Origin of the sequence: Pseudomonas mosselii, from assembly GCF_019823065.1 — a bacterium.
GTDB classification, from domain to species: domain Bacteria; phylum Pseudomonadota; class Gammaproteobacteria; order Pseudomonadales; family Pseudomonadaceae; genus Aquipseudomonas; species Aquipseudomonas mosselii.
Genome location: NZ_CP081966.1, coordinates 5,908,437 through 5,934,302 on the forward strand (window position 1 = coordinate 5,908,437; position 25,866 = coordinate 5,934,302).

Annotated in this window: 25 protein-coding genes; 13 read left to right on the top strand and 12 right to left on the bottom strand. The window is 65.3% G+C overall.

Features of this window, described 5'->3' with window-relative positions; translation table 11 throughout:
• Window positions 1-109: 109 nt before the first annotated feature.
• The 7 genes from K5H97_RS27500 to pilM all read right to left on the bottom strand — a co-directional run bounded on the left by K5H97_RS27500 (window position 110) and on the right by pilM (window position 7,065).
• Window positions 110-1,729 (bottom strand): AAA family ATPase, encoded by a 1,620-nt coding sequence (locus K5H97_RS27500; RefSeq protein ID WP_028689107.1) that lies wholly within the window; start codon window positions 1,727-1,729, stop codon window positions 110-112.
• 15 nt (window positions 1,730-1,744) lie between these two features.
• The gene (aroB, locus tag K5H97_RS27505) at window positions 1,745-2,842 is read right to left on the bottom strand and encodes a 3-dehydroquinate synthase (protein ID WP_028689108.1); all 1,098 of its coding nucleotides are present in this window, start codon (window positions 2,840-2,842) and stop codon (window positions 1,745-1,747) included.
• A 95-nt stretch (window positions 2,843-2,937) separates the two neighbouring features.
• Entirely contained in the window at window positions 2,938-3,456 is a 519-nt protein-coding gene (aroK, locus tag K5H97_RS27510; RefSeq protein WP_028689109.1) for a shikimate kinase AroK, read from the bottom strand.
• A gap of 4 nt (window positions 3,457-3,460) precedes the next feature.
• Window positions 3,461-4,666 carry a type IV pilus secretin PilQ gene (locus tag K5H97_RS27515; RefSeq protein WP_088852014.1) on the bottom strand — a complete coding sequence of 402 codons (1,206 nt, stop codon included), beginning with the start codon at window positions 4,664-4,666 and terminating at the stop codon, window positions 3,461-3,463.
• On the bottom strand, window positions 4,623-5,636 hold the full coding sequence (locus K5H97_RS27520; protein WP_051555621.1) for a pilus assembly protein PilP: 1,014 nt from the start codon (window positions 5,634-5,636) through the stop codon (window positions 4,623-4,625). The genes K5H97_RS27515 and K5H97_RS27520 overlap by 44 nt, the downstream gene beginning before the upstream one ends.
• Window positions 5,633-6,172 (bottom strand): PilN domain-containing protein, encoded by a 540-nt coding sequence (locus K5H97_RS27525; RefSeq protein ID WP_028689111.1) that lies wholly within the window; start codon window positions 6,170-6,172, stop codon window positions 5,633-5,635. Before K5H97_RS27525 ends, K5H97_RS27520 begins: the two co-directional genes overlap by 4 nt.
• Window positions 6,169-7,065 carry a type IV pilus biogenesis protein PilM gene (pilM, locus tag K5H97_RS27530; RefSeq protein ID WP_028689112.1) on the bottom strand — a complete coding sequence of 299 codons (897 nt, stop codon included), beginning with the start codon at window positions 7,063-7,065 and terminating at the stop codon, window positions 6,169-6,171. The genes K5H97_RS27525 and pilM overlap by 4 nt, the downstream gene beginning before the upstream one ends.
• Window positions 7,066-7,234: 169 nt before the next feature.
• On the opposite strand from pilM, the gene K5H97_RS27535 reads away from it, so the two are divergent.
• A complete protein-coding gene (locus tag K5H97_RS27535; protein ID WP_371349763.1) occupies window positions 7,235-9,685 on the top strand; it encodes a penicillin-binding protein 1A in 2,451 nt (816 codons plus the stop codon).
• 95 nt (window positions 9,686-9,780) lie between these two features.
• Here K5H97_RS27535 and K5H97_RS27540 read toward each other — a convergent pair whose 3' ends face one another.
• The 3 genes from K5H97_RS27540 to rpmE all read right to left on the bottom strand — a co-directional run bounded on the left by K5H97_RS27540 (window position 9,781) and on the right by rpmE (window position 12,268).
• Window positions 9,781-11,049: a malic enzyme-like NAD(P)-binding protein gene (locus K5H97_RS27540; RefSeq protein ID WP_028689114.1), complete on the bottom strand. Its 1,269-nt coding sequence runs from the start codon at window positions 11,047-11,049 to the stop codon at window positions 9,781-9,783.
• 179 nt (window positions 11,050-11,228) lie between these two features.
• On the bottom strand, window positions 11,229-12,050 hold the full coding sequence (locus K5H97_RS27545; RefSeq protein WP_028689115.1) for a thermonuclease family protein: 822 nt from the start codon (window positions 12,048-12,050) through the stop codon (window positions 11,229-11,231).
• Between the two features lie 2 nt (window positions 12,051-12,052).
• Window positions 12,053-12,268, bottom strand: a complete 216-nt coding sequence (gene rpmE, locus K5H97_RS27550; RefSeq protein ID WP_011531746.1) for a 50S ribosomal protein L31 — start codon at window positions 12,266-12,268, stop codon at window positions 12,053-12,055.
• A gap of 169 nt (window positions 12,269-12,437) precedes the next feature.
• Here rpmE and K5H97_RS27555 point away from each other — a divergent pair, with 169 nt between their 5' ends.
• From K5H97_RS27555 to K5H97_RS27565, 3 genes are all read left to right on the top strand, one after another.
• Complete coding sequence (locus K5H97_RS27555; protein ID WP_028689116.1) at window positions 12,438-14,657, top strand: primosomal protein N'; 2,220 nt, start codon at window positions 12,438-12,440, stop codon at window positions 14,655-14,657.
• 154 nt (window positions 14,658-14,811) lie between these two features.
• Complete coding sequence (argS, locus tag K5H97_RS27560) at window positions 14,812-16,548, top strand: arginine--tRNA ligase (protein WP_028689117.1); 1,737 nt, start codon at window positions 14,812-14,814, stop codon at window positions 16,546-16,548.
• Window position 16,549: 1 nt separating this feature from the next.
• Complete coding sequence (locus tag K5H97_RS27565; protein ID WP_028689118.1) at window positions 16,550-17,254, top strand: SPOR domain-containing protein; 705 nt, start codon at window positions 16,550-16,552, stop codon at window positions 17,252-17,254.
• Window positions 17,255-17,294: 40 nt separating this feature from the next.
• On the opposite strand, the gene K5H97_RS27570 is transcribed toward K5H97_RS27565, so the two are convergent.
• Complete coding sequence (locus K5H97_RS27570) at window positions 17,295-17,720, bottom strand: NINE protein (protein ID WP_028689119.1); 426 nt, start codon at window positions 17,718-17,720, stop codon at window positions 17,295-17,297.
• A gap of 157 nt (window positions 17,721-17,877) precedes the next feature.
• Here K5H97_RS27570 and K5H97_RS27575 point away from each other — a divergent pair, with 157 nt between their 5' ends.
• The gene (locus tag K5H97_RS27575) at window positions 17,878-18,528 is read left to right on the top strand and encodes a C40 family peptidase (RefSeq protein ID WP_028689120.1); all 651 of its coding nucleotides are present in this window, start codon (window positions 17,878-17,880) and stop codon (window positions 18,526-18,528) included.
• Between the two features lie 39 nt (window positions 18,529-18,567).
• Here K5H97_RS27575 and K5H97_RS27580 read toward each other — a convergent pair whose 3' ends face one another.
• On the bottom strand, window positions 18,568-19,572 hold the full coding sequence (locus K5H97_RS27580) for a type IV pilus twitching motility protein PilT (protein WP_028689121.1): 1,005 nt from the start codon (window positions 19,570-19,572) through the stop codon (window positions 18,568-18,570).
• A gap of 65 nt (window positions 19,573-19,637) precedes the next feature.
• Between K5H97_RS27580 and K5H97_RS27585 the strand changes: the two genes are divergently transcribed.
• The 8 genes from K5H97_RS27585 (at window position 19,638) to hemW (ending at window position 25,866) form a co-directional block, all read left to right on the top strand.
• The gene (locus K5H97_RS27585; RefSeq protein ID WP_028689122.1) at window positions 19,638-20,324 is read left to right on the top strand and encodes a YggS family pyridoxal phosphate-dependent enzyme; all 687 of its coding nucleotides are present in this window, start codon (window positions 19,638-19,640) and stop codon (window positions 20,322-20,324) included.
• Window positions 20,325-20,362: 38 nt separating this feature from the next.
• Window positions 20,363-21,181: a pyrroline-5-carboxylate reductase gene (gene proC / locus K5H97_RS27590; RefSeq protein ID WP_028689123.1), complete on the top strand. Its 819-nt coding sequence runs from the start codon at window positions 20,363-20,365 to the stop codon at window positions 21,179-21,181.
• A gap of 10 nt (window positions 21,182-21,191) precedes the next feature.
• Window positions 21,192-21,782 carry a YggT family protein gene (locus K5H97_RS27595; protein WP_028689124.1) on the top strand — a complete coding sequence of 197 codons (591 nt, stop codon included), beginning with the start codon at window positions 21,192-21,194 and terminating at the stop codon, window positions 21,780-21,782.
• Window positions 21,783-21,870: 88 nt separating this feature from the next.
• Window positions 21,871-23,010, top strand: coding sequence for a homoserine O-succinyltransferase MetX (metX, locus tag K5H97_RS27600; protein WP_028689125.1), 1,140 nt, complete (start codon window positions 21,871-21,873; stop codon window positions 23,008-23,010).
• A gap of 7 nt (window positions 23,011-23,017) precedes the next feature.
• The gene (gene metW / locus K5H97_RS27605) at window positions 23,018-23,638 is read left to right on the top strand and encodes a methionine biosynthesis protein MetW (RefSeq protein WP_011531735.1); all 621 of its coding nucleotides are present in this window, start codon (window positions 23,018-23,020) and stop codon (window positions 23,636-23,638) included.
• A gap of 25 nt (window positions 23,639-23,663) precedes the next feature.
• Entirely contained in the window at window positions 23,664-24,098 is a 435-nt protein-coding gene (locus K5H97_RS27610) for a DUF4426 domain-containing protein (RefSeq protein WP_028689126.1), read from the top strand.
• Window positions 24,095-24,691 carry an RdgB/HAM1 family non-canonical purine NTP pyrophosphatase gene (gene rdgB, locus K5H97_RS27615; RefSeq protein ID WP_028689127.1) on the top strand — a complete coding sequence of 199 codons (597 nt, stop codon included), beginning with the start codon at window positions 24,095-24,097 and terminating at the stop codon, window positions 24,689-24,691. Before K5H97_RS27610 ends, rdgB begins: the two co-directional genes overlap by 4 nt.
• Window positions 24,688-25,866, top strand: a complete 1,179-nt coding sequence (hemW, locus tag K5H97_RS27620) for a radical SAM family heme chaperone HemW (protein WP_051555622.1) — start codon at window positions 24,688-24,690, stop codon at window positions 25,864-25,866. Before rdgB ends, hemW begins: the two co-directional genes overlap by 4 nt.

A 25,866-nucleotide genomic window follows, 5' to 3' on the forward strand; every position in this document is an offset into this window, starting at 1 on the left:
GGCCGGCAGTCTGGGACAGAAAAGCCTGCCGCGCTCGGGCGCAGCAGGCTGATCGAAAGCTAGAAGTCGCTCAGCAACTGGGCGGCGGGGTGGTGCCGCCCGGAAGGTATCAGCGGGCCGTGGCCAGCTCTTGTTGGACGCTGCCGACGGTACGTGGCCAAGGTTTACCAGCCTGGACCTTGGCTGGCAAGTTCTTGATTGCCGCAGCAGCGGCGTCGCGGCTGGCGAAGTTGCCGTAGGTGACGACAAACAGCGGCTTGCCCTGCAGGTTTTTCTTGAAGTAGCGATAGTCGCCACCCTGCGCCTTGACGAACGACTGGGCCGACGCCTCGGAGCTGGTGCCGAAGATCTGCACTACGTAATTGCCCGGTTTCTGGCCGGCATACCAGCTGCTGTTGCCGGCGCCGCCCGTGGCGGTTTTCTCGGCAGGCTTGCTGGCGGGCTTGGCGCTGGCGACCTGGGTTGGGGCCGGGGCGGGCTTGGCAGGTGCAACCGGTTTTACTGGCTGGGTTGCGACAGGCTTCGGCGCAGGCGCAACCGACTGTACCGGAGCGGTGGTTACCGGTTGGGCAGGAGCTGGTGCCGGGCTGGCGGTGGCACCTTGCGGCGGCGCGATGGTGGTCACGGTCGGCGGCACGGCGGCCGACGGCGCGGCAGGCTGCAAAGCGGTATCACCCGCAGGCCCACCCTCTTCGCCCTCGCCCATGCCGGCGGCCTGGGCCAGGGGCTCGCGCATCACCGGCTGCGACTGGCCGACCAGCGGCAGCGGCATCGGTTGCGAGGAACCGGAGAACTCGATGGCGGGCGCGCCGTTGCTGCCCTGCCCCAGTGGCAATTGAGCCTGGGCGGCCGGCGCCTCGGTCGGGGCCTTGTCGCCCTTCTTGGGCATCAGGACCGCCGCGCCAACGGCGACCACGACCACAGCGGACAACGCGAGCACGTGTTTCTTAGGCATTTTGAACCCCATGGATGGTCGCTTGACCGTGGTACGGCTGGCGATCATGGCTTCGATCAAGGTATCGCGGGCGACCTGGTTGATGTTCCCAGGCCAACCGTCGGAGTTTTCGTGGATGTCGACGATCTGCTCGGCGCTGAACACCTCGATGCCCCGGCCGGCGCCTTCCAGGCGCTGTTCCAGGTACTCGCGAGTCTCTTCCTCGCTGTACGGGGCCAGCTCGATGACATGGAAGCGCTCGCCATCGGCATTGAGCTCTTCCAGCCCGGCAATCAGCGAAGGCTCGCCGAACAGGAACACATGCGGGCGCCCTTCGGCCACGCCTGCCGCCAACTCCAGCAACGCTTGGAGTGCCGACTCGTCGAGTTGTTCCGCATCGTCCACCAGCAGATAGACTTCCTGGCCGGTCAGCGCCAGCTGAACCACCTGCGACAGGATCGCCTGCACCTCCGGCTGCGCCACGTTCAGCGACTGCGCCACCTGGCCCAGCACGCTGGCAGCGTCACTGGCGCCACGGGCGGACACCACCACGCTCTGCACCGACTGCTTGTTGGTACTGGCCACCAGGGCCTGGCGCAGCAGGGTCTTGCCGCTGCCCACCGGGCCGCTGACCACCAGCATCAGCTGGCTGTAGCGCGCCAGGTGATGCAACTGGCCCAGCACCGGCTTGCGCTGGGCGGGGAAGAACTTGAAGCCGGGCACCCGCGGTGCGAACGGATCGTGGCTCAACTGGTAATGGTCGAGGAACGCCTCATCGGCATGCAGACTGGTCATTGCGTTGTCACAACCTCAAAGCTGGGCCACGATCGCGCGGTAATCCGCCGCCAGGGTGGCCTGAAGAATCTCTGTCGAATAGTCGTCGGTGACGACGGCCTCGCCCAGCTGGCGCAGCAGCACCAGGCGCAGGCGCCCGTCGAGCACTTTCTTGTCGACCGCCATGTGCTCCATGAAATGCGCCGGGGTCATTTCCTGTGGTGGCACCACCGGCAATCCTGCGTCCTGCAGCAGGCGAATTCCGCGATCGCGCGCCGGCTGGTCGATCCAGCCCAGGCGCATGGACATTTCCAGGGCCATCACCGTGCCCGCCGCCACGGCTTCGCCGTGCAGCCAGACGCCATAGCCCATGTGTGTTTCGATGGCATGGCCGAAGGTGTGGCCAAGGTTGAGCGTGGCACGCACGCCCGATTCGCGCTCGTCGGCACCGACCACGGCGGCCTTGGCCGCGCAGGAGCGGCGGATGGCTTCGGTCAGGGCGGCGGAGTCCAGGGCGCGCAACGCCTGCATATTGTCTTCAAGCCAGGCGAGGAACGGCTTGTCGCAGATCAGGCCGTACTTGATGACTTCGGCCAGGCCTGCGGAGAGCTCGCGCTCGGGCAGGGTCTTCAGGCTAGTGGTGTCGATCAGCACCGCGTTGGGCTGATAGAAAGCGCCGACCATGTTCTTGCCCAACGGGTGGTTGATGCCGGTCTTGCCGCCCACCGAAGAGTCCACCTGGGACAGCAGCGTGGTCGGCACCTGGATGAAGTCGACGCCGCGCTGGTAGCAGGCCGCGGCAAAGCCGGCCATGTCGCCGATCACGCCGCCACCGAGGGCAACCACGGTGGTGCGACGGTCATGGCGGGCGGTGAGCAGGGCGTCGAAGATCAGCTGCAGGGTTTCCCAGTTCTTGTGGGCCTCGCCGTCAGGCAACACCACGGGCAGCACCGAATACGCGCCCAGGGTCTTGCTGAGGCGTTCGAGGTACAGGGGCGCGACGGTCTCGTTGGAGACGATGGCAACCTGCCGCCCGGCAATGTGCGGCGCCAGCAGCTCGGGCTGGTCCAGCAGGCCTTCGCCAATGTAGATCGGGTAGCTACGTTCGCCCAGGTCGACCTTTAGTGTCTGCATGTATCCCCACAATGTGCTTGGACGCGGTGGCGGTTCGGCCCCGCGCGGTGACGTTCAGCCCCGTCTCGGCGTTGGTCGCCGAGGATAGACCCCGCTCAGCGGGGCGGCAACTTCTGCAGGCGCTCGAGGATGTCGAGCACCACCATGCGTGGTGGCCGCTCGTCGGTTTCCACCACCAGGTCGGCGATTTCGCGATACAGCGGGTCGCGCGCCTCCAGCAGGGCGCGCAACGTGGCCTCCGGGTTGGCGGTACGCAACAGCGGTCGGTTGCGGTCACGGGAGGTACGTCCCACCTGCTGCTCCACCGAGGCGTGCAGGTAGACCACCCGTCCGCCGGCGCGCAGCGCCGCACGGTTGGCGTCGCGCATCACCGCGCCTCCGCCGGTGGCCAGGACCACGCCGTCGAGCGCGCTGAGTTCGGCGATCATCGCCTGCTCGCGGTCACGAAAGCCCGGCTCGCCTTCCTTGTCGAAGATCCACGGGATGTTGGCGCCGGTTCGCAGTTCGATTTCCTTGTCGGAATCCTTGAACAGCAGGCGCAGCTCTTTGGCCAACAGGCGCCCGATGGTGCTTTTACCAGCGCCCATGGGCCCCACAAGTATCAAATTTCGCACAGAATCAACGACTCACAGCAATCGCCTGGTCACTCATGATACGCGGAGTCAGGAAGACCAGCAGCTCGGATTTTTTCTCTTGTAATGCATCGCGTCGAAACAGCCGCCCAACATACGGCAGATCGCCAAAAAATGGCACCTTGTCGACCACTTTGTTCTGCGACGTCGAGTACACGCCACCAATCACAATGGTCTGCCCATCGGTGACCCGCACCTTGGCGTTGACCTCGTTCTTGCGGATCGGCGGCACATCGTTAAGGGCATTGATGAAGTCCGGCTCGTCCTTGGTCACCCGCACCGCCATGATCACCTTGCCGTCCGGCGTGATCTGCGGCGTCACCTCCAGCGACAGGGACGCCTCTCGGAAGGAGACCGAAGTGGCGCCACTGCGGGTGGTTTCCTGGTAGGGCACTTCGGTGCCCTTGAGTATGCGCGCGGTTTCCTTGTCGGCCGTGACCACCTTGGGTTGGGAGATGATCTCGCCATTGCCGCTTTTTTCCATGGCGCTAAGCTCCAGATCGAGCAGGATATCGCTGCGCAGCAGCCCCACTCCCAACGCGGCACCTCCCCGCTCGACGCCAAGATCGACGAAAAGGTCGCTGCCCAGCCGGCGGTCCGAGCCATACAGCGGTCCACCCCAGCGCACGCCCAGGGCCTTTTCGTAATCGACATTGGCCTCGACGATCCGTGCCTCGATCATGACCTGGCGCACCGGCACATCCAGCTGAGTGACCAGCCTGCGCAGTTCGGCGAGCCGCGCGGCAGGCTGGGTGGCTACCAGGGTATTGGTGCGAGCGTCCACACTGAGGCTGCCACGCCCGGCCAGGGCACCGTCGTCCGCCAGGCTCGCCAGCAGCAGCTCCGCCAGCTCGCCGGCCTTGGCATGGAAGACAGGGATCAATTCACGCTGCAGTGGCTCGATGCCCTGGACCTGCCCAGCGAGCTCTGCCACAGGAGCAACCAGCAGCACATTCCCCTCCCGGCGCCTGCCCAAGCCCTTGCTGCGCAGCACCAGATCAAGCGCCTGCTCCCAGGGCACGTCTTCCAGGCGCAGGGTAATCCGTCCCTGCACCGAGTCGCCGACCACCAGGTTGACGCCCGCGTGATCGGCCATGACCTGAAGCACCGAACGCAGCTCGACGTCCTGGAGGTTGAGCGACATCGGCTCACCCTGAAACGTCTCGGCCTGCGTCGCCTGAAGCCCCAACATCAATAGCACGCCGCTCAACCATTGCCTCGGTCCCATCCCTGACCTCTCCTTGTTCATGCGTCCCAAGAACCAGATACCTGGGACGTGCTTGCCAGCGCCCATCGATGTAGATCCGCTCCTGGACCTCCACCCGGTCAACCTCAATGGCCACCACGACACTTCCTTCGAGCCCCAGTCGATCGCCTTCCGCGACCCGGTACAGGCGACCTGCGAAGCGCAGCAATGCCTGTCGCCGCCCCGCCTGGGAGAGGCTGCCGACCATCTCCAACCGTGCCAATGGAACATGCGCCAGCCCACTGTCCTCACTCGGGGGCAACCAAGCCCGGAAAGGGTCGAATGCCGTCTTCGACAAGACCGCCTGGGCCGGCTCGTCCGCCAATGACGCCGGGACCGGCAGCTCTTCCCCAGGGTGGTAGGCATGCAATCGCAACTGGGCGGCGATTTGCCCGATGCCCCCATCCTTCAGGGCCAGCCTGAGCCGGTCCACATTCAACAGACGCAACTGCCGCAGCGATTGCTCCAGCCACAGGCGCAGCGCCGGATACTGTCCCGACACCGCGATTTCCAGCGGTTGCACTCGATACGCTGGCGCCTGCTTTGCCTCCTGCACCTCGACTCGCTCGAATACCAGGCCATGTTCCTGCCCCGATAGCGCCAACTGATCGAGTAGCTCGCTCATGCCCTCTCCCGCGGCCAGCCGCCATCGTGTCGCCTGCAAAAGCGTCCGGGCATGTTCAAGCGCCCGCTGCTCCACACCCAGTTCGACGAGGCGCGCCCTGCGCTGCGCCAGTTCATCCTGTAGCTGGAGCTGTTGCCGGACAGACTCGAAATGCCCCTGAACCGGATCACGCAGACGTACCAGGTAGCCCACACAAGCAACCATGAGCGCGAGCGACAGGCACACCACGGACCTCACCACTCCCGACCGACCTGCCAGCGCCTGCCAGTCAAGGAGCCACAGGCGGGTCACGACTCGCCCGCCAGCAATCGCGCCGCCAGCAGGAACGCGTCACCCTCGTCATGACGCCTGAGCTGAACGAGCTCGAGGTCCCGCACCACGCCAACGTGCTCCAGGTCGCGCATGAACTGGGCGACCACCGTCGCAGAGGCAGCCAGACCGCCCAGGCGCAAGCGTCCCGCCTCGACATCCACCTCCGTCAAGCGAGCACCTTCTGGCAGGGCCTGCTCAAGGGCGAGGAACAAATCAGGCATCTGCGACCGCCCTGTGCCGAGTGCAGACAACGCGGCATGCTCGGCCTGTAACGCCTCCCGCCTGCCGCGCAGTTGATCGACCTGCCTCAGCGAGATATCGAGCCGCTCGAGCTCCGCCTGATGCGAGACGACTATCAGTGCTTGTCGGGCCAGGCGCGACCGCGCCATCTGATCGAGCCATGTGACCGCGCCCAGGGCCACCACCAGGGTGACTACGAGCCTGATCTGAAATTGCCGCACAGCCCTGGCCCTGCGGTGCTCGCGCCAGGGCATCAAGTTCAGTCTCACCCTCATGCCCGGCCTCCCATGGCCAAGCCGCAGGCCAGGACCATCGAAGCTGCACAAAGGCCATCATGCTCCCGGAGACCTGCCAGCGGGAGCGGGCAACCCACCTGGCATTTCACATCCAGGCGTTCTCGCAAATGCGCCGCCCGGGCTTCATCGGCAGCGGAGCCGAACAGGACAACGTCAGCGATGGGCGCCTGCTCATCCAACCGCCAGAGGCTATCGACAGCGACATCCCAGTGCGCCGGCGAGCCCAGGGCGAGCCGCTGGCGCTGCGCAATGGGGTCGCCGTGCCAGCGGTGCATGACCACTTCGCCCGGCTCCAACTGCAGCAGCACAGCTGAGCGAGCCTGCGCCTCAGACAGCAACGCTCGCCGTAGCGCGAAGCTGTCCACCTCCACGGCTTCAAGTTGCAATCCGGCCTTGGCAAACACCCGCTCCCACGGATCGAGCTGGCTTTGCCGGCAGGCAACCACCAGCACTTCGAATTGCCCGGGATCATCGGCGCATGCACCCTGCACCCAGTAGTCAAGGGCCAGATCCTCAAGCGGGAAGGGAAACAACTGCTCGGCCTGAGCCAACACGGCCGCTTCGATACCAAGGTCGGCCAGCCCGGCAGGCAACCGGCAACGCTTGCAGATGACCTGAGAGGCGGGCAATGCCAGGGCGACGCGCAACTGCCTGGTTCGACATTGAACATGGGCCCGCCGCAACCCCATCACCAACCCCTGCGCCTCGTCGGATGCCACCCAGCCAGGCGTCGCCGGCTCGAAGCGCTCCTGCGCCCACCCCTGCACACGCCAACCGCCGCGCTGGCGATGCAGGTGCAGCATTCTTATGGAACCGGAGGCAATTTCCACCCCCAGCAGTGAACCGGCGTCCCTGCCAAAGCATCCAAGCATGGCTGTTCCTTTCTGGTCATCGGCAGCCCGCGCCGTAGTGGCGCGAGCGGTCGTCCTACGCCCCGGGCGGTCACCCGGTGGGACGAAAAATGCTTATAATGGCCAGCGTTTTCCTGTCCGCCGGCCCCGCGCGCAATCCACTCCTCAACCTGGACACCCAAAAGCCTTGATACGTCTGCTGAAGTTCTTCTGGTGGTCTCTCGTCGCCGTCATCTGCGCGCTCGTGCTCGGTGTGAGCGGTGCGTTTCTGTATCTTAGCCCCAGCCTGCCCTCGGTCGAATCGCTCAGAAGCGTCCAGTTGCAAATCCCCCTGAGGGTGTACAGTAGCGACGGCAAGCTGATTGCCGAGTTCGGCGAGATGCGGCGCTCGCCGATCAAGTTCCAGGAAATTCCCCCACAGTTCATCCAGGCGCTTCTGTCCGCCGAAGACGACAATTTCCTCAACCACTACGGGGTAGATCCCAGCAGCCTGATGCGCGCGGCATCGCAGTTGCTCAAGTCCGGGCATATCCAGACCGGCGGCAGCACCATCACCATGCAGGTGGCGAAGAACTTCTTCCTCACCAGCGAGCGCAGCTTCTCGCGCAAGACCAACGAGATCCTGCTGGCCCTGCAGATCGAGCGCGAGCTGACCAAGGACGAGATCCTCGAGCTCTACGTCAACAAGATCTACCTGGGCAACCGCGCCTACGGCATCGATGCCGCGGCGCAGGTGTACTACGGCAAGTCGATTCGCGACGTAAGCCTGGCGCAGATGGCGATGATCGCCGGCCTGCCCAAGGCGCCCTCGCGCTTCAACCCCCTGGCCAACCCGGTACGCGCCAAGGAGCGCCGTGACTGGATCCTCGGACGCATGTACAAGCTCGGCAAGATCGACGAAGCCAGCTACCAGGCGGCCCTGGCCGAACCGCTGAACGCCAGCTACCACGTGCCGACTCCGGAAGTGAACGCCCCCTATGTCGCCGAGATGGCCCGCGCCGAGATGGTCGGCCGCTACGGCAGCGACGCCTACACCGAAGGTTTCCGCGTCACCACCACGGTGCCGAGCGACATGCAGCAGATGGCCAACAGCGCGGTGCTCAACGGCCTCAGCGAGTATGACGAACGCCACGGTTACCGCGGCCCCGAGGCACGCTTCCCGGGCAAGACCCGTGCGGCCTGGCTGCAGGAACTGGGCAAGCAGCGCACCCTCGGCGGCCTGGAGCCGGCCATCGTCACCCAGGTCGAGAAGACGGGCCTGAAGGTGATGACCCGCAGCGGGCTGGAAGAGAATGTGGCCTGGGATACCATGAAGTGGGCCCGCCCATACCTCAGCAGCAACTCGCAGGGACGTTCGCCACAATCGCCCGGCGACGTCGCCCAGGTCGGCGACCTGGTCCGCCTGCAGCGCCTGGAGGACGGCAAGCTCAAGTTCAGCCAGGTACCTGGGGCCCAGAGCGCCCTGGTCACCCTCGACCCTTACAACGGCGCCATCCGCGCCCTGGTCGGCGGATTCTCCTTCGAGCAGAGCAACTACAACCGCGCCATGCAGGCCAAGCGCCAGCCGGGCTCGAGCTTCAAGCCCTTTGTCTACAGCGCCGCGCTGGACAACGGCTACACCGCCGCCAGCCTGGTCAACGACGCGCCGATCGTGTTCGTCGATGAGTACCTGGACAAGGTCTGGCGCCCGAAGAACGACACCAATACCTTCCTTGGCCCGATCCGCATGCGCGAGGCGCTGTACAAGTCGCGCAACCTGGTTTCGATCCGCCTGCTGCAGGCCATGGGCGTGGACCGCACCATCGACTACATCGCCAAGTTCGGCTTCAACAAGCAGGACCTGCCGCGCAACCTGTCGCTGGCACTGGGCACCGCGACCCTGACGCCGATGGAGATCGCCACCGGCTGGAGCACCTTCGCCAACGGCGGCTACAAGATCAGCCCCTACCTGATCGAGCGAGTCGAAAGCCGCAACGGCGAAACCCTGTTCACCGCCAACCCGGCACGGGTGCCCCAGGGCAGCCAGGACCAGGCCGGCCTCGCCGCCCCCGAGCAGGCGATCAGTGTCGCGCCGATGCCGGGCGAAGCACCGTCGGCCCTCGGCCAGACCGCCCCGGCGCCGCAGGTACCCGCCGTGGCCGAGCAGATCATCGACGGGCGCACCTCGTACATTCTCACCAGCATGCTGCAGGATGTGATCAAGCGCGGCACCGGCCGCCGCGCCCTGGCCCTCGGCCGCACGGACCTGGCAGGCAAGACCGGTACCACCAACGAGTCCAAGGATGCCTGGTTCTCCGGCTACAACGCCGACTACGTCACCACCGTCTGGGTAGGCTTCGACCAGCCGGAAACCCTGGGCAGACGCGAGTACGGCGGCACCGTGGCGTTGCCGATCTGGATGAGCTTCATGGGCGCGGCGCTCAAGGGCAAGCCTGAGCACGCACCGGCCGAGCCGGAAGGCATTCTCAGCCTGCGTGTCGACCCGGTCAGCGGCCGCGCCGCCACACCAGGCACACCGAATGCCTACTTCGAGCTGTTCAAGGCCGAGGACTCGCCACCTTCGGTAGACGAGCTGGGCAATGGCGCCGTCCCCGGCAGCCCGCTGCCGGCGGATGAAGCGGCGCCGATGGATCTGTTCTGACCACAGCGCGGGACAGCTGCGCGATGCTTTGACAGCGGCAAGCAAAAAGCCCCGACTCTCACGAGCCGGGGCTTTTTCATGACGCTACGACCGGATCAGCCGTTGAACACGTCATCCACGCTTTTCAGCGGGTAGTGCTTCGGATACGGCAGGGTGGCCACGCCGGATTCGATGGCGGCCTTGGCCACGGCATCGGAAACCACGGTGATCAGACGGGCATCCAGCGGCTTCGGAATGATGTATTCGCGGCCGAATTCCAGGGCCTGTACGCCGTAGGCTTCGCAGACTTCCTTCGGCACTGGCTGCTTGGCCAGGTCCTTCAGGGCGATGGCGGCGGCGATCTTCATTTCTTCGTTGATGCGCTTGGCGCGAACGTCCAGGGCACCGCGGAAGATGAATGGGAAGCCCAGTACGTTGTTGACCTGGTTCGGGTAGTCGGAACGACCGGTGGCCATGATCACGTCGCTGCGGGTGGCGTGAGCCAGCTCCGGAGCGATTTCCGGATCCGGGTTCGAGCAGGCGAACACGATCGGGTTGGCGGCCATCGACTTCAGGCCTTCCGGGCTCAGCAGGTTCGGACCGGACAGGCCGACGAACACATCGGCGCCGTTCAGTGCATCAGCCAGGGTGCGCTTGTCGGTGGCGTGGGCGAACTGGGCCTTGTACTGGTTCAGGTCGTCGCGGCCGGCGTGGATCACGCCGCTGCGGTCGATCATGAAGATGTTCTCGACCTTGGCGCCCATGCTTACCAGCAGCTTCATGCAGGAGATGGCGGCGGCACCGGCGCCCAGGCAGACGATCTTCGCCTCCTCGAGCTTCTTGCCGGCGATTTCCAGGGCGTTGATCATTCCGGCGGCGGTAACGATGGCGGTACCGTGCTGGTCATCGTGGAAGACGGGAATGTCGCACTGTTCGATCAGGGTGCGCTCGATCTCGAAGCACTCAGGTGCCTTGATGTCTTCCAGGTTGATGCCGCCGAAGGTGATGGAGATGCGGCGAACGGTGTCGATGAAGGCCTGCGGGCTCTCCGACTCGACTTCGATATCGAACACGTCGATACCGGCGAAACGCTTAAACAGAACACCCTTGCCTTCCATTACCGGCTTGGAGGCCAGCGGGCCGAGGTCGCCCAGACCGAGGATGGCGGTGCCATCGGAGATCACCGCAACCAGGTTGCCCTTGCCGGTGTACTTGTAGGCCAGCTCCGGATCACGGCCGATCTCGCGCACAGGCTCGGCGACGCCAGGGCTGTAGGCCAGGGCGAGGTCACGGGCGGTGGCGGTGGGCTTGGAGAGCTCGACGCTCAGCTTCCCCGGACGGGGCTGGGCGTGGTATTCGAGAGCGGCGGTTTTCAGGTCTGACATGATGGGCATTCCGCTGTTTACTGTTCTGACGGACCGCCGAGGATACGCAAAGAGCCGGGGGGCGACAAGACTGCCCGGTCACTATGTGTCAAGGCCTTTGGCCTACGACTTTACGCTATAACCCACGGGGCTTACGGGACCCAGTGTGTACAATCCAATAGCAAAATGTCTACAACTATTTACCCTGGAACAGCCGCCAACATGCTCGGATCGGTCAATGGCAACAGCCAGCGTCGCTGCCCGGGCTTGAGCCCTCCCTTGCGGGATCGGTCCAACACCCAGCCACGCGCCTCGACCTGGCGTCCCTTGAGGTTAGCGAAGAAGCTGGCGGGGAAGCGCTGCTGCAGACGAGCGGGGACCTGCAGCACCACGGCATCGTCGAGCTCCAGCCAGATACCGCCACGGTTGCGCTCGATACCCTTGATCTTGCCGCCGATCACGGCAAAACCGGACTGCCTGACTTCCCTCGCACGCACTACCGGCGACTGGCGCCACAGCCCGGCTCCGGCGTTGCGCGCCTGCTGCTCGGCTTGTTGCTGGCAGCCCGACAAGGCCACGTTGGGGGCAATGGCGACCCGGTAGCCGAGGCCCTCGCTGAGCAATTGTGCTTCGAGATTGTCGCCAGTACGGCTATAGATGTGCGCCAGGGTTCGACCGTACTTGTCCTTGGGTTCCACGCCCGGGACCAGGCCGACGCGACCATTGCTGGCCTCGACCAGCGCCTGCAGGCGCCGTTTCGCAGCCTCGGCGTAGGGCTCGCTGGTGCGGCCCTTGCGGCCGATCTCGGGCGCATTGATGCCGATCAGCCGCACGTTGCGGCCATCATCCAGGCGCAAGGTGTCGCCGTCGACTACCTGGCGCACCGTCACCTGCTGCGGCTGCTCGGGCAACGGACAGAAGGCCAGGGCCGGAAAATGCCAGATCGCGCCCACAAAAAAGGCGCCCGCAAGGGGCGCCTTCTTTTGCAGCAACGCGAACCTCGAGAGATTCGCCATGCGCATGATTACTTCTTGGTACCGAACATACCGAAGCGATCGGCGAACTTCTGTACGCGACCACCGGTGTCCAGGACTTTCTGCTTACCGGTGTAGAACGGGTGGCACAGGTTGCAAACGTCGATCGCCAGGACGCTGCCCAGGGTCGAACGGGTTTCAAACTTGTTGCCGCAGCTGCAGGTGACTGCAACTACTTCGTAGTTCGGATGAATATCTGCTTTCATGGTCACTTCCTCGAGCTGCGTGCCGCCACCCAACACCTATTGTTGAATACCGCACGTAATTAGGCGGCGAATAATACCAGAGCGCGGCCGCAGCGCAAGTTGTCGCTTGCACCGACCGTCGTCTGCTAGGCTCGCCTGATTTGTGAAACGCCCTCCAGAGACCTTCCGCGTGTCCGACGTCATCCTGCGCCTTGCCCTGCCCTCGCCCCTGCGTCGCCTGTTCGACTACCGGGCGCCCGCGAGCATGGCGCGCCAGGCACTGACGCCCGGCATGCGCATCCGCGTGCCATTCGGCCGCCGCGAGATGATCGGCGTGCTGGTGGAGATCGCCACGCACAGCGAAGTCCCCGCCGACAAGCTCAAGCCGGCCAGCGCCCTGCTCGACCCGGTTTCGCCCGTGCCACCCGCACTGTTCAAGCTGTGCCTGTGGACGGCGCAGTACTACCAGCACAGCCTGGGCGACACCTTGAGCTGGGCCCTGCCGACCCTGCTGCGCCAAGGCGAGCCGGCCGAGGCGCGCCAGGAGCGTTTCTGGCACGTCGCCCCCGGGGCACGCCTGGAGGATCCGCGCATCGCCCGCGCCCCGCGCCAGCGCGATGCCCTCAAGACCCTGTCGCAGCACCCCCATGGCGTAGCCCACAGCCTGTTGAGCAAGCTGGGCCTGAACAAGGACAGCCTCGACCTGCTGCTGGCCAAGGAGCTGGTGAGCGTCGAAGTCCGCCGCCACCTGCCCGCCGCGCGCCACGAGCACTGGCTGGCCCAACCGGAGCTGCCGCTCAACGAGGAGCAGCGCGCGGCGTTCGAGGCGGTGCGCGCGGGCTTCGGCGCCTTCCACGCCTACCTGCTGGCCGGGGTCACCGGCAGCGGCAAGACCGAGGTGTACCTGCAGCTTATTCGCGAAACCCTCGAAGCCGGCAAGCAGGCGCTGATCCTGATCCCCGAGATCAACCTCGGCCCGCAGACCCTGCAACGCTTCGAGCAGCGCTTCAACGCCCGCATCGCCCTGCTGCACTCGGCGGTGGGCGACCGCGAACGCCTGGACGCCTGGCTGGCGGCCCGCGATGGTGACGCCGACATCATCATCGGCACCCGCTCGGCGCTGTTCACGCCGATGAAGAACCCGGGCCTGATCATCATCGACGAGGAACACGACGGTTCCTATAAACAGCAGGAAGGCCTGCGCTATCACGCCCGCGACCTGGCCGTGGTCCGCGCCCACCAGGAGAACATCCCGATCCTGCTGGGCTCGGCCACGCCGTCGCTGGAAAGCCTGCACAACGCCCACAGCGGCCGCTACGGCCTGCTGCGCATGAACCAGCGCGCCGGTGGCGCCAAGGCACCACGTTTCCTGCGCCTGGACGTACGCAGCCTGCCATTGGACAGCGGCATCAGCGGCCCGCTGCAACAGGCCATCCGCCAGACCCTGGAGGCTGGCCAGCAGGTGCTGGTGTTCCTCAACCGCCGCGGTTTCGCCCCGACGCTGCTGTGCCACGACTGCGGCTGGCTCTCCGAGTGCCCGCGCTGCGATGCGCGCATGACCGTGCACCAGCGTTCCGCCGTGCTGCGCTGCCACCACTGCGGCTATGACGAACGCCTGCCGTTGCAGTGCCCGCAGTGCGCCCACGTCGACTTGCGTCCGGTGGGGGCCGGCACCGAGCGCGCCGAAGAGCGGCTCAAGGTGCTGTTCCCCGACTACCCGACCCTGCGCGTGGACCGCGACAGCACCTCGCGCAAGGACGCCATGCACAACCTGTTCGCCACCATCCAGCGCGGTCAACCGAGCATCCTGGTCGGCACCCAGATGCTGGCCAAGGGGCACCACTTCCCCCGCGTCACCCTGGTGGCGATTCTTGATGCCGATGGCGGGCTGTTCTCCGGCGACTTCCGCGCCAGCGAGCGCATGGCCCAGCTGATCGTCCAGGTTGCCGGTCGCGCCGGACGCGCCGAAGAGCCGGGCAAGGTCATCGTGCAGACCCACCTGGCCGACCATCCGCTGCTGGTGCAACTGACCGAGCAGGGCTACTTCGCTTTCGCCGAGCAGGCCCTGAGCGAACGTCGCGCCGCCGGTCTGCCGCCGTTCGCCCACCTGGCCCTGCTGCGTGCGGATGCGCACAAGCCGGGCCAGGCCGAGGGCTTCCTCGACGAAGCCTGCGCCGCCGCCGAGCGGGTCATGGCCGAACAAGGCCTGCATGGCATCGAGCTGCTCGGCCCGGTCCCGGCGCCCATGGAACGACGGGCGGGCCGCTTCCGCGCGCAACTATTGCTCCAGGCCAATGCCCGGGCTCAGCTGCATCGACTGATCAGTGCCTGGTTGCTAGTGTTGGAGCAAATGCCATCGGGGCGGCAGGTGCGCTGGTCGCTGGATGTGGATCCGGTGGACCTGTACTGACTGCTTCAAGGTTACCGTGGGAGCTGGCTTGCCCCGCTATGACAGTGGCCTGGCCCCAAAAGGTTGGCAACCCGTCCCCGGCAACGGATAATGCCCAGTTTTTCCACCTGCGCATCGAAGCGCTCACCGCGCTTGCGGTCGAAAAGAGAATCCCATGAAAGACACCATTCGCCAGCTGATCCAGCAAGCCCTCACCCAACTCGTCACCGACGGTGTGCTGCCTGAAGGGCTGACGCCGGCGATCCAGGTGGAAAACGCCCGGGACAAGACCCACGGCGACTTCGCCAGCAACATCGCCATGATGCTGGCCAAGCCGGCCGGCATGAAGCCGCGCGACCTGGCCGAAAAACTCATCGCCAGGCTGCCGGCCAGCCCCGACATCACCAAGGTCGAGATCGCCGGCCCCGGTTTCCTGAACTTCTTCCAGAACACCGACGCCCTGGCCAGCCGCCTCGACGCAGCCCTGGCCGACGAGCACCTGGGCGTGCGCAAGGCCGGCCCGGCCGAGAAGGTGGTGATCGACATGTCGGCGCCGAACCTGGCCAAGGAAATGCACGTCGGCCACCTGCGCTCGACCATCATCGGCGACAGCGTCGCGCGCGTGCTGGAATTCCTCGGCGATGACGTCATCCGCCAGAACCACGTGGGCGACTGGGGCACCCAGTTCGGCATGCTGCTGGCCTACCTGGAAGAAAACCCGATCACCAGCGACGAGCTGTCGGACCTGGAGAACTTCTACCGCGCCGCCAAGAAGCGCTTCGACGAGTCCGAGGCGTTCGCCACCCGCGCCCGCGGCCTGGTGGTCAAGCTGCAGGCCGGCGACCCTGAGTGCATGGCCCTGTGGACGCGCTTCAAGGACATCTCGCTGTCGCACTGCCAGAAGACCTACGAGCTGCTCAACGTCAAGCTGACCATGGCCGACGTCATGGGCGAGAGCGCCTACAACGCCGACCTGGCCAACGTGGTCGCCGACCTCAAGGCCAAGGGCCTGCTGGTCGAGGACCAGGGCGCCCAGTGCGTGTTCCTCGAGGAGTTCAAGAACGCCGAGGGCGAGCCGCTGCCGGTGATCGTGCAGAAGGCCGACGGCGGCTACCTGTACGCCACCACCGACCTGGCCGCCGTGCGCTACCGCAGCAACACGCTGAACGCCGACCGCGCCCTGTACTTCGTCGACCAGCGCCAGGCCCTGCACTTCAACCAGGTGTTCGAAGTGGCTCGCCGCGCCGGTTTCGTCGGCCACCCGATGAAGATGGAGCACATGGGCTTCGGCACCATGAACGGCGCCGATGGCCGCCCGTTCAAGACCCGTGATGGCGGTACGGTCAAGCTGATCGACCTGCTCACCGAGGCCAAGGACCGCGCCTACGCGCTGGTCAAGGAGAAGAATCCTTCGCTGGCCGAGGACGAACTGCGCCACATCGGCGAGGTGGTCGGCATCGGCGCGGTCAAGTACGCCGACCTGTCCAAGCACCGCACCAGCGACTACAGCTTCAACTTCGAGCTGATGCTCAACTTCGAAGGCAACACCGCGCCGTACCTGCTGTACGCCTACACCCGCGTGGCTGGCGTGTTCCGCAAGCTCGGCAAGGGCTTCGATGAAGTCGACGGCAGCATCGTCCTGCAGGCCGCGCACGAGCAGGACCTGGCCGCGCGCCTGGCGCAGTTCGGCGAGATCCTGAACAGCGTCGCCGAAAAAGGCACGCCGCACGTGCTGTGCAGCTACCTGTACGACCTCGCCGGCCTGTTCTCCAGCTTCTACGAGAACTGCCCGATCCTTTCCGCCGAAACCGCCGAACAGCAGCAGAGCCGCCTGCGCCTGGCTGCCCTGACCGGCCGCACCCTCAAGCAGGGCCTGGAACTGCTCGGCCTGGAAACCCTGGAGCGCATGTAAGTTGGCTGCAAAGAAGAAACCCGCACCCAAGCGCGGCGCCAGCCGCTCCCAGCCGCCTGCCAGCAAGCAGCCGATCCCGGGCTGGGTGTGGCTGGCGGTCGGCCTGACGGTCGGCGCCTTCATCGTCTTCCTGATGAAACTCGAGCCCGGCGGCGGCGACATCAAGCGCACCAAGCCCGAGCAGCAGAAGCCGGAGAAGGTCGCCGAGGCGAGCAAGACCACCACGCCGACGCCACAGCAGCCGGTGAAGCCGAAGTACGACTTCTACACTCTGCTGCCGGAGTCGGAAGTGATCGTGCCGCCCGAGGCGGTGCCGGAGAAGACCCCGCCGGTCCCGGCGCAGCCGCCTGTGCCGAGCACGCCGGTTACGCCGGCAGAAGCGGCGAAGATCGACACCGCCCGCGCCCAGGCCGCGCTGCTGGGGCAGACACCACCACCAGCGCCACCGTTGATCAAGCCAGCGGCCACCACCCAGTTCTTCCTGCAGGCTGGCTCGTTCCGCAAGCAGGCGGATGCCGACAAGGTCCGTGCGCAGATCATCCTGCTTGGCCAGGCGGTCAAGGTGGAGTCGGGCACGGTCAAGGAAGAGACCTGGTACCGCGTGATGGTCGGCCCGTTCAGCAACCGTGAACAGCTGACCGTGGCACAGAAGCAACTGGCCGGGGCAGGCTTCAGCAACCTGCTGCTGCAACAGCGGCGCCAGTAACGAAAAAGGCCTTGCCGCATTCAGCGACGAGGCCTTTTTTTCATACCCGGCGACGCTCGGCGTTAACCTGGGAGATCTGGCTGTTGAGCGTCCAGAAGTCATACAGCACGCCCAGCAGGAACAGACCGCCGGTGAACAGGTAGATCAAGGCACTGATCCACTTGCCCTGGTATAGCCGGTGCACGCCGAAAATGCCCAGGAAGGTCAGCAGGATCCACGCCAGGTTGTAATCCACCCCGCCCGATTCGAAGCGCATGTCCGCCTCACGGTCCATCGACGGGATCAGGAACAGGTCGATCAGCCAACCGATACCCAGCAACCCGAGGGTGAAGAACCAGATCGTCCCGGTGATCGGCTTGCCGTAGTAGAAACGGTGTGAGCCGGTGAAACCGAAAATCCACAGCAGATAGCCGAGGACCTTGCTGTGGGTGTCGTGCGAAGGGACACCCTGTTGATAACCATTCATTCGAAACCCTCGTGGGATAGCCGAAAATTTTCTAACGGAAAATGTGACTTTTCCGTTTTTACCCGACATATGGTACGTGGCAGAGCGACCAACGGATCAAAGTTTGATCAAAAAGCTGTTATAAAGTTGCGCGCCAACACTTATAAGAGCTTCATCTATGCCACCTTTCTTCAAGACATGGCTGACCCTCTGCCTTCTGTTGCCCCTGGCCGCCCACGCCACCAACCGTGAGCAACGTCTTCCCAGCGGATTCACCGGTTACACGACCAACGCCGACGCCACGGTGAAACGCGCCCCGATCCAGTACCGCAGCACCACCAGCCTGCGCACGCGTCCGGCCAATGCCGCCAAGCAGCATGCCGTGGGCATGCAGGCGGTGGCGATGTCGCCGAAGCAGAGCAGCGAAGTGCTCAGCCGTGCGGTGAACGTGCTTGGCACCCCCTATCGCTGGGGCGGCAGCAGCCCGAAGAAGGGCTTCGACTGCAGCGGCCTGGTCAAGTATGCGTTCAACGACGTGGCGGATGTCGACTTGCCGCGCACCTCCAACGCCATGGCCCAAGGCCAGGGCGTCAAGGTGGCCAAGGGCGACCTCAAGCCAGGCGACCTGATCTTCTTCAACATCAAGAGCCGTCGGGTCAACCACGTCGCCATCTACCTGGGCAACGACCGCTTCATCCACGCGCCACGCACCGGCAAGCGGGTGAGCATCGACAGCCTGGAGAAACCTTACTGGCAGAAGCACTACGTGGTGGCCAAGCGCGTGCTGCCCAAGCAGCAGCAACAGGCGCTGAGCCTGGCCAAACGCTGAATCGCCGATCGCGGTGCGCCGGCGCGACTTGCCCCGCGATCAGTTTGAGGCCCTGTCGATAATCCCCCGCGCTTCCAGCGCCTGCAGCGCACCCTCCATCGTGCACATCCCCACAGCCGCACCAGCCTGCATCAGCGAATGAATCTGCGCCAGACGCCCCTCGCGGATCAGGTTGCGCACCGCCGGCGTCGCCACCAGCACCTCCCGCGCCGCGACCCGACCGCCGCCTGATCGCCGAACCAGCACCTGCGCGACCACCAGCCGCAGGGAGTCGGCCAGCATGCTGCGCACCAGCGGCTTTTCCTCCGGCGCGAACACCTCCACCAGCCGGTCGATACTGCTTACCGCCGATCGCGTATGCACGGTGGCCAGTACCAGGTGCCCGGTCTCCGCGGCGCGCATCGCCAGGCGAATGCTGTGCAGATCGCGCAGCTCACCGATCATGATCACGTCCGGGTCCTGACGCAGGGCGCTGCGCAGGGCCTGGGCAAAGTCACGGCTATGCAGGCCGACCTCACGCTGGTTGACCAGGCTGCGCTGGCTGGCGTGGATGAACTCGATCGGGTCCTCGAGCGTGACAATATGCAATGCGTATTCGCGGTTGAGCCGATCGATCAGCGCCGCCAGGGTGCTCGACTTGCCACTGCCGGTGGCCCCGCCCACCAAGATGAAGCCATCCCGGTACTGGGAGATGATTTGAAATACATCTACCAGTTCAAGCACCTCCAGACAGGGCACGCTCGCGGGGATCAAACGCACGCTGGCACTCGGGCCATTGCGCTGGCGGAACAGGTTCAGCCGAAAGCGCCCCAGCCCATCCAGGCTCACCGCCAGGTCCAACTCTTCGCCGGCAGCCCACTGTCGCCGCTGCTCGTCATCAAGCACGGCAGCCATCCCGTCTTCCAGCGTTCCTGCCGTCAGCACCGGCAGGTCCAGGCGCTGCAACACCCCATCCACGCGCAGCAGCGGCCGCTCGCCCGCGGCCAGGTGCAGGTCGCTGGCAGCGGCAGCCAGGGCCCTGCGCAACAGGTCGGTCACATCCATGAGACTCCCCAACGGCGATCAAGCAGGTAGAATGCCGCAGACCCCAAAGCCGTCGGCGACGAATCATGTCCACCCTAGCAGACAACATTGACGCCATTGCCACCCGCATCGACAGCGCGGCCAAGGCCGCCGGACGCGACCCGGCCAGCATCCAGCTGCTGGCGGTGAGCAAGACCAAGCCCGCCAGCGCGATTCGCGAGGCCTACGCCGCCGGGTTGCGCGATGTGGGCGAGAACTACCTTCAGGAAGCCCTGACAAAACAACAGGCACTTTCCGATCTGCCCTTGATCTGGCACTTCATCGGCCCCATCCAATCGAACAAGACCAAGGCCATCGCCGAGCATTTCGACTGGGTACATTCCGTGGACCGCCTGAAGATCGCCCAACGCCTCTCCGAGCAGCGCCCTGCCGGCCTGGCGCCGCTGAACGTCTGCCTGCAGGTCAACGTCAGCGGCGAGGACAGCAAGTCCGGTTGCGCGCCTGCCGAGTTGCCGGCCCTGGCCCAAGCGGTGAACGCCCTGCCCGGCCTGCGCCTGCGCGGCCTGATGGCGATTCCGGAGCCGACCGAGGACCGCACCGAGCAGGAGGCCGCCTTTGCCATCCTGCGCCAGCTCCAGGCGCAATTGGGCCTCGGCCTGGACACCCTGTCGATGGGCATGAGCCACGACCTGGAAGCCGCCATCGCCCAAGGTGCGACCTGGGTCCGCATCGGCACCGCCCTGTTCGGCGCCCGCGACTACGGACAGCCCTGAATCCATGCTTAACTCACTCTTTCCCTCAAGGACCTGACATGAGCAAGACTCGTATTGCCTTTATCGGCGCCGGCAACATGGCCGCCAGCCTGATCGGCGGCCTGCGTGCCCAGGGCCTGGACGCCGCGCAGATCCGTGCCAGCGACCCGGGTGCCGAGACCCGCGCGCGGATCCAGGCCGAGCACGGCATCGAAGCCTTCGAAAGCAACGCCCAGGCCATCGAGGGCGTCGACGTGATCGTGCTGGCGGTCAAACCGCAGGTCATGAAGGCCGTCTGCGAAACGCTGAAGCCGAACCTCAAGTCCGGTCAGCTGGTGGTGTCCATCGCCGCCGGCATCACCTGCGCCAGCCTGCAGGCCTGGCTGGGCGCGATCCCGGTGGTGCGCTGCATGCCCAACACCCCGGCGCTGCTGCGCCAGGGCGTCAGCGGCCTGTACGCCACCGCAGAAGTGTCCACCGAGCAGCGCCAGCAGGCCGAGCAACTGCTGTCGGCTGTCGGCACCGCCTTGTGGCTGGACGAAGAACAACAGCTGGATGCCGTCACCGCCGTCTCCGGCAGCGGCCCGGCCTATTTCTTCCTGCTGATCGAAGCGATGACCGCCGCCGGCGAGAAACTCGGCCTGCCGCGCGAAACCGCCTCGCAACTCACCCTGCAGACCGCCCTGGGCGCCGCCCGCATGGCGGTTGCCAGCGATGTCGACGCCGCCGAGCTGCGCCGCCGTGTGACCTCGCCGGCCGGCACCACGGAGGCGGCGATCAAGTCGTTCCAGGCCAGCGGTTTCGAGGCGATCGTCGAGCAGGCACTTCAGGCCGCGGCGAAACGTTCCGCCGAACTGGCCGAACAACTGGGTAAATAAGGAGCCATTGATGAATGCATTGTCCGGCGCCGCGATCTTCGTGGTGCAAACACTGGTCAGCCTGTACCTGGTGATCGTCCTGCTGCGCTTCGTGCTGCAACTGGTCAAGGCCGACTTCTACAACCCGCTGAGCCAGTTCGCCGTACGCGCCACCCAGCCGCTGCTCAAGCCGCTGCGCCGGGTGATCCCCAGCATCGCCGGCCTGGACACCTCCTCGCTGCTGCTGTCGATCCTTATCCAGGCGCTGCTGATGGCCTTTGTGCTGATGGTCACCTACGGCACCTTCGGCGATATCCTGCACCTGCTGATGTGGTCGATCCTGGGCATCACCTCGCTGTTCCTGAAAATCTTCTGGGTGGCGATGATCGTCATGGTCATCGTCTCGTGGGTCGCGCCGAACAGCCACAACCCGGCCGCCGAGCTGGCCTACCAGATCAGCGAGCCGGTACTGGCGCCGTTCCGTCGCCTGGTGCCGAACCTCGGTGGCATGGACATTTCGCCGATCTTCGCCTTCATCGCCATCCAGGTGATCCAGTCGTTCCTGATGCCCCAGCTGGCGGCCTACGCTGGCATGCCGCAAGAACTGTGGCGGATGATCTGACCCACACTGCATCCAGCGGCAAGCCTTTGCTTGCCGCTGGGGGTAGCGCTCTTTAGACTTACGCCTCCGTCAAGCGTGAGCAGGGTCGATGTCCACTGTCCTTCCCGAAGATTCCGTCGGTCTGGTAACACCACAGATTGCCCGGTTCGATGAACCGCTGGCCCTGGCTTGTGGCCGCTCCCTGGCCTCGTACGAACTCATCTACGAAACCTATGGCACCCTCAACGCCGCCGCCAGCAATGCCGTGCTGATCTGCCATGCGTTGTCAGGCCATCACCATGCCGCCGGCTACCATGCCGCCACCGACCGCAAGCCAGGCTGGTGGGACAGCTGCATCGGCCCCGGCAAGCCGATCGACACCAACCGCTTCTTCGTGGTCAGCCTGAACAACCTGGGTGGCTGCAATGGCAGCACCGGCCCCAGCAGCCTCAATCCGGCCACCGGCAAGCCCTATGGCGCCGACTTCCCGGTGCTGACCGTGGAGGACTGGGTGCACAGCCAGGCGCGCCTGGCCGACCGACTGGGGATCCAGACCTGGGCCGCCATCGTTGGCGGCAGCCTCGGCGGCATGCAGGCCCTGCAGTGGACCATCACCTACCCGGACCGCGTGCGTCACTGCGTGGACATCGCCTCGGCGCCCAAGCTGTCGGCGCAGAACATCGCCTTCAACGAGGTCGCGCGCCAGGCCATTCTCACCGACCCCGAGTTCCACGGCGGCTCGTTCCAGGACCAGGGCGTGATTCCCAAGCGCGGCCTGATGCTGGCGCGCATGGTCGGCCACATCACCTACCTGTCCGACGACTCGATGGGCGAGAAATTCGGCCGCGAACTCAAGAGCGACAAGCTCAACTACGACTTCCACAGCGTCGAGTTTCAGGTCGAGAGCTACCTGCGCTACCAGGGCGAGGAGTTCTCCGGCCGCTTCGACGCCAACACCTACCTGCTGATGACCAAGGCGCTGGACTACTTCGACCCGGCCGCGGCCCATGGCGGCGACCTGGCCGCGACCCTGGCCCACGTCACGGCGGACTACTGCATCATGTCGTTCACCACCGACTGGCGCTTCTCGCCAGCACGCTCGCGGGAGATCGTCGACGCCCTGATGGCCGCGCGCAAGAACGTCTGCTACCTGGACATCGACTCGCCCTACGGCCACGACGCCTTCCTCATCCCGACGCCCCGCTACATGCAGGGCTTCGCGAACTACATGAACCGCATCGCCCTCTGAGGACCGCATGAGAGCCGACCTGGAAATCATCCAAGACTGGATCCCCGCCGGCAGCCGGGTCCTCGACCTGGGCTGCGGCAACGGCGAACTGCTGGCCTCCTTGCGCGAGCGCAAGAACGTCACCGGCTATGGCCTGGAGATCGACGCCGACAACATCGCCGCCTGCGTGGCCAAAGGCGTCAACGTCATCGAGCAGGACCTGGACAAGGGCCTGGGCAACTTCGCCAGCAACAGTTTCGACGTGGTGGTCATGACCCAGGCCCTGCAGGCCGTGGAGTACCCCGACCGGATCCTCGACGAGATGCTGCGGGTGGGTCGCCAGTGCATCATCACCTTCCCCAACTTCGGCCACTGGCGCTGCCGCTGGTACCTGGCGACCAAGGGTCGCATGCCGGTTTCGGACTTCATGCCGTATACCTGGTACAACACGCCGAACATCCACTTCTGCACCTTCGAGGACTTCGAGAACCTGTGCCACGAGCGTCATGCCAAGGTCCTCGACCGCCTGGCCGTCGACCGTCTACACCGTAACGGGTTGGGCGGGCGGCTTTGGCCTAATCTTCTAGGAGAGATCGGTATCTATCGGGTCAGCAGCCCGGGCCTGCAGGAGCATCAGCTCGCGGTCTGACCCTCGCGAACGGAGGAATGGGATCATGCGTCGACTAGCACTGTTTCTGATCAGCCTATGCCTGGCCTTGCCGGTACTGGCTGCCGATGCCGCCAAGCCGGAGCGCAAGGAAGTGTTCGGCGACGTGACGGTCCACTACAGCGCCTTCACCTCGAGCATGCTGCAACCGGACATCGCCGCCGCCACGGGCCTGACCCGCAGCAAGAACCAGGGCGTGCTCAACATCGCCGTGCTCAAGGCCGAAAAGCCTTCGACAGCGGTCGTCAGCGGCACGGTGAAGGACCTGACCGGGCGCAGCAACCCGCTGTCGTTCAAGCAGATCACCGACCAGGGCGCGGTCTACTACATTGCCCAGTTCAAGATCGACCAGGCCGAGACTGTCACCTTCGACATCAACGTCGAAACGGGTGGCGTCAGCCATAAACTCAGCTTCAACCAGGAAGTATTCCCAGGCGAATGATGAATCTTACGCAACTCGTATTGGCCAGCCACAACGCCGGCAAGCTCAAGGAACTGCAGGCCATGCTCGGCGAGTCCGTGCACCTGCGTTCGATCGGCGAATTCAGCCAGGTGGAGCCGGAAGAGACCGGCCTGTCGTTCGTCGAAAACGCCATCCTCAAGGCGCGCAACGCCGCACGCATCTCCGGCCTGCCGGCCCTGGCCGACGACTCGGGCCTGGCGGTGGACTTCCTCGGCGGCGCGCCGGGCATCTACTCGGCGCGCTACGCCGACGGCAAGGGCGACGCGGCAAACAACGCCAAGCTGCTCGAAGCGCTCAAGGACGTGCCTGAAGAACAGCGCGGCGCGCAGTTCGTCTGCGTCCTGGCCCTGGTGCGCCATGCCGACGATCCGCTGCCAATCCTCTGCGAAGGCCTGTGGCACGGTAGCATCCTGTTCGAGGCCAGCGGCGAGCATGGCTTCGGCTATGACCCGCTGTTCTGGGTCCCGGAGCGCAACTGCTCCAGCGCCGACCTCGCTCCGGTCGACAAGAACCAGCTCAGCCACCGCGCCCGCGCCATGGCCCTGCTGCGTCAACGTCTGGGCCTGGCATGACCGAAAAGCTGTTCGTGCAACCGGCGGGCCTGATCCTTCCCGAGCTACCGCCGCTGTCGCTGTACATCCATATACCCTGGTGCGTGCGCAAATGCCCGTACTGCGACTTCAACTCGCACCAGGCAGGCCCCACGCTACCAGAAGCCGAATACATCGACGCCCTGCTGGCCGATCTCGACCAGGAACTGCCTGCCGTCCAGGGTCGTTCCATCAGCACGATCTTCTTCGGCGGCGGCACCCCCAGCCTGTTCAGCGCTGATGCGCTGGGTCGCCTGCTGCGCGGAGTCGAGCAACGCATCCCGTTCGCCCCGGACATCGAGATCACCCTCGAGGCCAACCCAGGCACCTTCGAGCAGGAGAAGTTCAAGGCCTACCGGCAGACCGGCATCAACCGCCTGTCCATCGGCGTGCAGAGTTTCCAGCCTGCCAAGCTCGAGAAGCTCGGGCGCATCCACAATGGTGCCGAAGCGGTACGCGCCGCCGACATGGCCCGTGCGGCAGGCTTCGACAACTTCAACCTGGACCTGATGCACGGCTTGCCGGACCAGTCGCTCGACGACGCCCTGGGCGACCTGCGTCAGGCCATCGAACTGGCGCCGACGCACCTGTCCTGGTACCAGTTGACGGTAGAGCCGAACACGGTGTTCTGGAACCAGCCGCCCGAGCTGCCCGAGGACGACATCCTCTGGGATATCCAGGAAGCCGGCCAGGCGCTGATGGCCGAGCACGGTTACCGCCAGTACGAAGTCTCGGCCTACGCCCAGGCCGACCGTGCCGCGCGGCACAACCTGAACTACTGGCGCTTCGGCGACTTCATCGGCATCGGTGCCGGCGCCCATGGCAAACTGTCGTTCCCCGACGGACGCATCCTGCGCACCTGGAAGACCCGCCTGCCCAAGGACTACCTGAACCCGGCCAAGCCGTTCAAGGCCGGCGAGAAGCTGTTGCCGGCCGATGAGCTACCCTTCGAGTTCCTGATGAACGCCCTGCGCCTCACCGACGGGGTGGAAGCCGAACTGTTCAGCCTGCGCACCGGCCTGCCCCTGGCGCAGCTGGCCGAAGCCCGCCGTGAAGCCGAACAAAAAGGCCTTTTGCGGGTCGAACCGGATCGGCTGGCAGCCACGCCGCGCGGCCAGCTGTTCCTCAACGACCTGCTGCAGTACTTCTTGAATTAA

What these genes read in the sequence shown, in the direction of transcription:
- pilM (WP_028689112.1), bottom strand. Translation starts at nt 7,065, where the DNA reads ATGCTTGGATGCTTTGGCAGGGACGCCGGTTCACTGCTGGGGGTGGAA.
- K5H97_RS27595 (WP_028689124.1), top strand. Translation starts at nt 21,192, where the DNA reads ATGAATGCATTGTCCGGCGCCGCGATCTTCGTGGTGCAAACACTGGTC.
- K5H97_RS27525 (WP_028689111.1), bottom strand. Translation starts at nt 6,172, where the DNA reads ATGAGGGTGAGACTGAACTTGATGCCCTGGCGCGAGCACCGCAGGGCC.
- K5H97_RS27575 (WP_028689120.1), top strand. Translation starts at nt 17,878, where the DNA reads ATGCCACCTTTCTTCAAGACATGGCTGACCCTCTGCCTTCTGTTGCCC.
- K5H97_RS27540 (WP_028689114.1), bottom strand. Translation starts at nt 11,049, where the DNA reads ATGTCAGACCTGAAAACCGCCGCTCTCGAATACCACGCCCAGCCCCGT.
- K5H97_RS27545 (WP_028689115.1), bottom strand. Translation starts at nt 12,050, where the DNA reads ATGCGCATGGCGAATCTCTCGAGGTTCGCGTTGCTGCAAAAGAAGGCG.
- rpmE (WP_011531746.1), bottom strand. Translation starts at nt 12,268, where the DNA reads ATGAAAGCAGATATTCATCCGAACTACGAAGTAGTTGCAGTCACCTGC.
- K5H97_RS27610 (WP_028689126.1), top strand. Translation starts at nt 23,664, where the DNA reads ATGCGTCGACTAGCACTGTTTCTGATCAGCCTATGCCTGGCCTTGCCG.
- K5H97_RS27580 (WP_028689121.1), bottom strand. Translation starts at nt 19,572, where the DNA reads ATGGATGTGACCGACCTGTTGCGCAGGGCCCTGGCTGCCGCTGCCAGC.
- K5H97_RS27570 (WP_028689119.1), bottom strand. Translation starts at nt 17,720, where the DNA reads ATGAATGGTTATCAACAGGGTGTCCCTTCGCACGACACCCACAGCAAG.
- proC (WP_028689123.1), top strand. Translation starts at nt 20,363, where the DNA reads ATGAGCAAGACTCGTATTGCCTTTATCGGCGCCGGCAACATGGCCGCC.
- argS (WP_028689117.1), top strand. Translation starts at nt 14,812, where the DNA reads ATGAAAGACACCATTCGCCAGCTGATCCAGCAAGCCCTCACCCAACTC.
- rdgB (WP_028689127.1), top strand. Translation starts at nt 24,095, where the DNA reads ATGATGAATCTTACGCAACTCGTATTGGCCAGCCACAACGCCGGCAAG.
- metW (WP_011531735.1), top strand. Translation starts at nt 23,018, where the DNA reads ATGAGAGCCGACCTGGAAATCATCCAAGACTGGATCCCCGCCGGCAGC.
- K5H97_RS27500 (WP_028689107.1), bottom strand. Translation starts at nt 1,729, where the DNA reads ATGACCAGTCTGCATGCCGATGAGGCGTTCCTCGACCATTACCAGTTG.
- K5H97_RS27515 (WP_088852014.1), bottom strand. Translation starts at nt 4,666, where the DNA reads ATGTTGGGGCTTCAGGCGACGCAGGCCGAGACGTTTCAGGGTGAGCCG.
- metX (WP_028689125.1), top strand. Translation starts at nt 21,871, where the DNA reads ATGTCCACTGTCCTTCCCGAAGATTCCGTCGGTCTGGTAACACCACAG.
- aroB (WP_028689108.1), bottom strand. Translation starts at nt 2,842, where the DNA reads ATGCAGACACTAAAGGTCGACCTGGGCGAACGTAGCTACCCGATCTAC.
- K5H97_RS27585 (WP_028689122.1), top strand. Translation starts at nt 19,638, where the DNA reads ATGTCCACCCTAGCAGACAACATTGACGCCATTGCCACCCGCATCGAC.
- hemW (WP_051555622.1), top strand. Translation starts at nt 24,688, where the DNA reads ATGACCGAAAAGCTGTTCGTGCAACCGGCGGGCCTGATCCTTCCCGAG.